Raw genomic sequence first — 5,784 nt, 5'->3', positions numbered from 1 at the left:
GAGACGCTCATCGATCCATTGCTGTCGATCACCTCGGGCAGCCTCCTCATCGATCAGCGCCTCGGCGGCGATCGCGATGTCGTGATCGAAGATCGCCATATGCAGATCGGCCTGGCTGCGGCGCGCCAGCCAAACAGCGCGTTCCAGGGCCGGCGTCTCGTGCATCGATGGATCGGCGATCAGGAAGATTCGCTGGTAGTGCCTCATTACCGTTCGCCGCTTACGGATGGGCAACCAGCATGGGCATCAGGAATGGTGGCGTCTGTGCGCGAACGTACCGCCCTTGACGATCACGCGCTGTAACGCGCCTCCTGCAAATCAATCTCGCGTACGAGCTTGCTCTGGGTCACCTCTTCGATGTCATGGGCACGGCCTGCGCGCAGCACTTCGGTGCGCTCCGCCCGCAATCCCAGCAGAGACAACTGCCGTTCGATGACGTCGGCCCTGTCACCACTATCGGAGGCTTTCGCAGCGGGCGTATAGCGATCGATGCGCTGCCGATAGCGCGTCACGATGCGCCTTGCAGCTTCGATGAAGAATTCGGTATCGGCCGGCGTACTTGCTGGCGTCGAATCAGCGGCTTCGATGGCACGAACGGCCGCTTCGGCCGCCGCCGCACGTACACGCCTTTCCGCTGCCTGATGCGCGGGATCGAATTCCGTCGAGAGTTCCAGGCCGCGAAGCGCGTGCGGCAAGGCGACGGTGGCCACGATCAGCGACAGCACGATCACGCCGGCAGCCAGAAAGATTGCAAGGTCTCGCCCCGGAAAAGGCGTTCCGTCGCCGAGTTTCAGAGGCAAGGTCAACACACCTGCCAGCGTGATGGCACCGCGCACACCGGCGAGCGACATGGCGAGCACCAGGCGCCACTGCGATGACCACCGATGAGCGTCGTGCTGCCCCTTGCGAAACAAGGTGATCTTCAGCGAGACCCAGACCCAGATGAAGCGCAGCGCGGCAAGCGCGACGACGATGAGGGCCACGTAGAGCCCTAGCCACCATGGACTCTGGTGTCCGGTGAGCTTCACGGTCTGCGGGGCACCCATGAGGATCGACGGAATCTGCTCGCCCAGCAGCACGAAGACGCTGCCGTTGGTGGCGAACTGCACCGTGTCCCACACCGCGGTCCGGCGAATGCGAGTGATCGGCTCCCAGTGCGAGTGCGGCGTAAAGCCCATAGTGATGCCGGCGGCCACCGCCGCGAGAATCCCGGAGCAATGGAAGAATTCTGCGAGCAGATAGACGCCGAACGGAATCAGCAGCGTCACCAGGATCTGGGCACCGCCGTCGTCGCCGAGCAGGACAGAAGCCGGTGTTCGGACCCAGGTCACCAGCCAGGACACCGCCGTGCCGATGGCGAGGCCGCCGATTGCCACCCATAGAAAGCTGCCAAGCGCATTGGTCAGCGCGAACGAGCCGGTCAGCGCTGCGGTCACTGCGAAGCGCATGCAGACCAGGCCAGATGCGTCGTTGAACAATGCCTCGCCCTGCAGGATGCGCTTCATGCGCGTCGGGATCGGCGTGCGCGCCGCGATGGCCGATACTGCGATGGGATCGGTGGGCGAGATCACCGCCGCCAGTGCGAACGCGACGGGCAGTGGCATCGCCGGGACCAGCCAGTGGATCAGCAGGCCAACACCGAGCACGGTGAACAGCACCAGTCCCAGTGCGAGAGTGAGAATGGTCGGTGCCTCGCGAAACAGGTCGTCCTTGGGAATCCGCCAGCCGTCCAAGAACAGCAGTGGCGGCAGCAACAGCAGGAAAAACACGTCCGGATCGAGTTCCACCGAGGTCAGGCTGGAGTAGAAGATGCCTGCACCGAAGGCGATCTGCAGCAGTGGTACCGGCAGGCGCGAGACCCCTGCGGCGAAGCGGCTCGCGGCCACGGTCAGCAAGATGATCAGGACAATGCCGATGATTTGCATGGCAGCTTTTCGGTTGGGCGGCGACCCCTCGCTAGTGCAAGCCGGCGCGGCGCAGCCGGGCTCTCAGCCCATCGATCTGGTCGAGCAGGTCGATCACCAAGGCAACGCCGGAAACATGCAGTTCCAGCTCGCGCTTCAGTCGCAGCGCCAGGCGCGCCCGACGCAACTCGGCGCCCGCAAATCGCCAGCGCTCCGGCCCGTCGTTGATCGGTGCAAGGATGCCTTCATCGACGAGCAAGATGAGTTGCCCGACATCGACCTGGCAGGCTCGGCCAAGCTCGTTCAGGGTGAAATGAACGTCGTTTTCGACCACCACCACCTGCACGCTCGACATGCCGCGATTGTTCATGGGTTCATCCCTTCCAGTGAATGACGGGGCTTGAAATCGGCGAAGGTCTTGGCCATTTCGCGATAGGCCTCCTGGCTGGCCTCGTTATCGGCAGGCGGCAGCGCGATTGCCAGCACGGCATAAAGGTCACCGGTTGGCGTGCCCGGCAAGCCCTTGCCCTTCAGACGCAGCTTGCGTCCTGACGCGGACCCCGCCGGCAGCTTCATCTGCACATCGCCATCCGGAGTCGGCACGACAATGCCGGCGCCGAGCGCTGCCTCCCAGGGAGCGACGGGAAGATCGACGTAGACGTCGATGCCTTCAAGCCGGAAGTGCGGATGGGCAGCGAACTCGATCTCCAGATAGAGATCGCCGGCCGGTTCTCCGCCGTGTGCAGGACTGCCCTGCCCGGCCAGCCGCAGATGCTGTCCGGCACGGATGCCCTTGGGGATATTCACGTCCAGAGTACGGTCCTGCAGCATGGTCTGGCCGCTGGCATCCGTTTGCGGTACGCGCAGGGTGATATTGCGATGCCCGCCACGATAGGCGTCCACCAGGTCGATCCTGACCTTGGCGTGGTGGTCGCCCGACACGGTCGGCTCAGGGCGGCGTTGGCCTCGCCCACCGCTGGTAGCGCGTCCGAAGATCGCGTCGAAGAAGTCGCTGTGATTGCCGCCGCCCGGGCTTCCGGGGAACCCGCCGTCACCACGACCATCGAACTCGTAGCCGCCTTCCCAACCAGGTGGCTGCCGGTACTCCTGACTGTTCTGCTGGCGGCTGCCCACGTCGTCGTAGACAGCACGCTTCGCCGCATCGCCGAGCACTTCGTAGGCTTCCGCCAGATCTTTGAACCGCGACTCCGCATCGGGCTCCTTGCTCACGTCCGGATGGTACTTGCGGGCCAGCTTGCGATAGGAACGCTTGATCTCGTCGGCCGTAGCAGTTTTTTTCACTGCCAGCGTTGCGTAGTAGTCCTTGTAATCCATGGGCTAGACCGGAGCGTGAGGCAGCGGCACGACAGCCGCAGGCCACGCGATGGCGACGGTGGCAGACGCCAGCGGGAATTGCAGCGTATTGGCCGCGACAGCCACCAGACCTTCGATCAGCCTGTCACAGTGATGTGGTCAATGACCCTGCGCACACCGGCCGTGCCCCATGCCGAGCCGGTTGCCGCATCGTGCTCGGCCCAGTTGCGCACGTTGCCGGACAAGGTGACGCCATCGTCCCGGACCTCGATGGTGATGTTCTGCAAGTTCTTCATCGAGCGTCGCAGCAAAGCTGCTTCGATCCCGGACTTGATTCCTTTCAGGAGGCCTCTGGGATTTAGCATGATGTCGTTGCTCACGCCGGTAATGCCCTTCAATCCCCGAACGGCGTTCGCGACAGCGTAGCGCTGATAAGGCCAGTCCAAGGTCCCTGACAAGGTGATCCAGCCATTCTCGACCATGACCTTCACCGATTCCTTCGGATGAAAGCTGCTCCACAGCAGCAAGTTTTCAACAGCACGGGCGATATCGGAATCGCTGTGCTGGTGAGCGTCAGGCAGCTCGATCTCGAGTTCGACTGTGATTGCCGTCACGCCGGCCACACGTTGGGCTGCGCGCTCGGCGCTCCACTTCTCGACGAAGCTGTCGACATGGCCTGAAAGCGTCACGATGCCATCACTGACTACAACACCGATCTTGGTGGCGTTGATGGAAGAATCCCAGTTGAGTTCCGCGATCACATCCGCTTGCAGCTGCGCATCTGTTTTCATGGTGTCTGTTCGTCCGTAAGTGCCGCTACACGCTGCGCGGATTGCGACCTCGCATCTGTACGGCATCTCGCTTAGAGGCCGTCATCGAATGGATCGTGCTGCGAGCCGCACCTGAACGCACCGATATCCGTGCGACTGCGTACAGACCTAGCAGTGCCCGCCACGCCAGAGTCATTTCCGAGTCGCAGCTTCGCGACGGGTCAAGGAAGCCGCCATGAGCCCCAGCCTGTTTCTGGTCACCGGTGGTTCGGGTTTCCTCGGCATCAACCTGTGCCGCCTGCTGTTGGCTCGCGGTTATTCGGTACGCACGCTGGACTTGGTGCCGTTCGACTACCCCGAACGCGACCGGGTCGAAGCCATCGTCGGCGATGTCCGCAATCCGCAGACCGTCGCCAACGCGATGCGGGGTGTCGAGTTCGTGGTGCATGCCGCAGCGGCACTGCCGCTGAGCAGTCACGAGGACATCGTATCCACCGACGTCGAAGGAACGAACATCGTCCTCGCCAGCGCCTTCAAGGCCGGCATCGCGCGGGTCATCTACATCTCGTCAACCTCGGTTTACGGCATTCCCGACCATCACCCGCTGCTGGAGACGGACCGGCTCCACGGAGTCGGACCGTATGGCGAGGCCAAGATCGCGGCGGAAAATCACTGCCACCGATTTCGGAACGAGGGTCACTGCGTTCCGGTGCTCCGGCCGAAGAGTTTCGTCGGCCCCGAGCGTCTCGGCATGTTCGAGTTGCTCTATGACTGGGCGTTCGAGGCACGGTCCTTCCCGGTACTCGGCGAAGGCAACAACCTCTACCAGTTGCTCGATGTGGAGGACCTCTGCGAAGTCATTCTCCGATGTGTCTCGTTCGACGTGGCTGAGGTGGCCGACACCTTCAATGTCGGTGCAAAAGAGTACGGCTCGATGCGCGACAACTTCCAGACCGTGCTGGATCGTGCGGGGCATGGCAGACAGGTTGTCTCGCTGCCCAAGCTTCCCGCGATCATGATGCTGAGAGTGCTGGAATTCCTGCAGCTGTCACCGATCTACCAGTGGGTGTATGACACCGCCGGGGAAGAGAGCTTCGTCTCCATCGACAAACTTCGGGAAAAGCTCGGCTTCGTGCCGAAATTTTCCAACCGTGAAGCGCTCATCCGAAATTACGACTGGTATGTGCAACATCGCGATGAATACCTTGGCAAGACCGGTGTCTCGCATCGGCTGCCTTGGAAGAGAGGCGCGCTGGGGCTGGCCAAGCATCTGTTTTGAACAAGATGACCTTGCCCAAGCTGAAGGAGGACGAAATCGGTACGCCCGGCCCGACGGTGTCCGATGCAGCACTGTCTGCAGTTCCGCAGAAGGATTTTTCCGATCTTCCGATGGTGGTCGACCTCGAGGGCACGCTGGTCCGCTCGAATCTTTCACTGGAATCGTTCTTTGCAGCGATTCGGAACCGCCCGTCGATCATATCGAGATTCCCGATCTGGTTGCTTCGCGGCCGCGCGGTCTTGAAGCGGCATATGGCGATTGCCGGAATGCCCGACGTGACGACGCTGCCGTACCGGGCCGATCTGCTGAGCGCGCTGTGCGTTCAAAGGAGCGTCGGTCGGCGGCTCGTGCTGGTCACCGGAGCCGATCAGGCCATCGCCGATGCGGTGTCGAAACACCTTGGAATTTTCGAGACCGCGATCGGTAGCGATGGTCAGAATCATATGGTCGGTCAGGCCAAGGCTCGGAAACTCGTCGCTCGCTACGGCAACCGTGGCTTCGACTATGCCGGCGACGT

The 5,784-nt window shown here is 62.3% G+C and carries 6 protein-coding genes and 1 pseudogene; 3 read left to right on the top strand and 4 right to left on the bottom strand.

Features of this window, described 5'->3' with window-relative positions:
* Positions 1 to 303, top strand: a 303-nt coding sequence (locus QZY06_RS00540) for a hypothetical protein (protein ID WP_295678801.1), incomplete at its 5' end; no start/stop codon positions are given.
* Here the strand turns inward: QZY06_RS00540 and QZY06_RS00535 are convergent.
* From QZY06_RS00535 to QZY06_RS00520, 4 genes are all read right to left on the bottom strand, one after another.
* Positions 291 to 1,925: a Na+/H+ antiporter gene (locus QZY06_RS00535; protein WP_295678798.1), complete on the bottom strand. Its 1,635-nt coding sequence runs from the start codon at positions 1,923 to 1,925 to the stop codon at positions 291 to 293. The genes QZY06_RS00540 and QZY06_RS00535 overlap by 13 nt on opposite strands.
* Positions 1,926 to 1,956: 31 nt before the next feature.
* Positions 1,957 to 2,274, bottom strand: a complete 318-nt coding sequence (locus QZY06_RS00530) for a chaperone modulator CbpM (protein ID WP_295678795.1) — start codon at positions 2,272 to 2,274, stop codon at positions 1,957 to 1,959.
* The gene (locus tag QZY06_RS00525; protein WP_295678792.1) at positions 2,271 to 3,239 is read right to left on the bottom strand and encodes a DnaJ C-terminal domain-containing protein; all 969 of its coding nucleotides are present in this window, start codon (positions 3,237 to 3,239) and stop codon (positions 2,271 to 2,273) included. Before QZY06_RS00525 ends, QZY06_RS00530 begins: the two co-directional genes overlap by 4 nt.
* A gap of 116 nt (positions 3,240 to 3,355) precedes the next feature.
* Positions 3,356 to 4,009 carry a BON domain-containing protein gene (locus QZY06_RS00520; RefSeq protein ID WP_295678789.1) on the bottom strand — a complete coding sequence of 218 codons (654 nt, stop codon included), beginning with the start codon at positions 4,007 to 4,009 and terminating at the stop codon, positions 3,356 to 3,358.
* Between the two features lie 214 nt (positions 4,010 to 4,223).
* On the opposite strand from QZY06_RS00520, the gene QZY06_RS00515 reads away from it, so the two are divergent.
* Positions 4,224 to 5,267, top strand: coding sequence for an NAD(P)-dependent oxidoreductase (locus QZY06_RS00515; protein WP_295678786.1), 1,044 nt, complete (start codon positions 4,224 to 4,226; stop codon positions 5,265 to 5,267).
* Positions 5,264 to 5,784: pseudogene (locus tag QZY06_RS00510) on the top strand (hypothetical protein); the annotation flags it as partial. The gene QZY06_RS00515 and the pseudogene QZY06_RS00510, both read left to right, overlap by 4 nt.

The sequence above is a fragment of the uncultured Nevskia sp. genome (genome assembly GCF_903885465.1).
Classification (GTDB): Bacteria; Pseudomonadota; Gammaproteobacteria; order Nevskiales; family Nevskiaceae; genus Nevskia.
The sequence above is the reverse complement of the archived record's forward strand: the minus strand, read 5'-3'. Positions and strand labels throughout refer to the sequence as shown.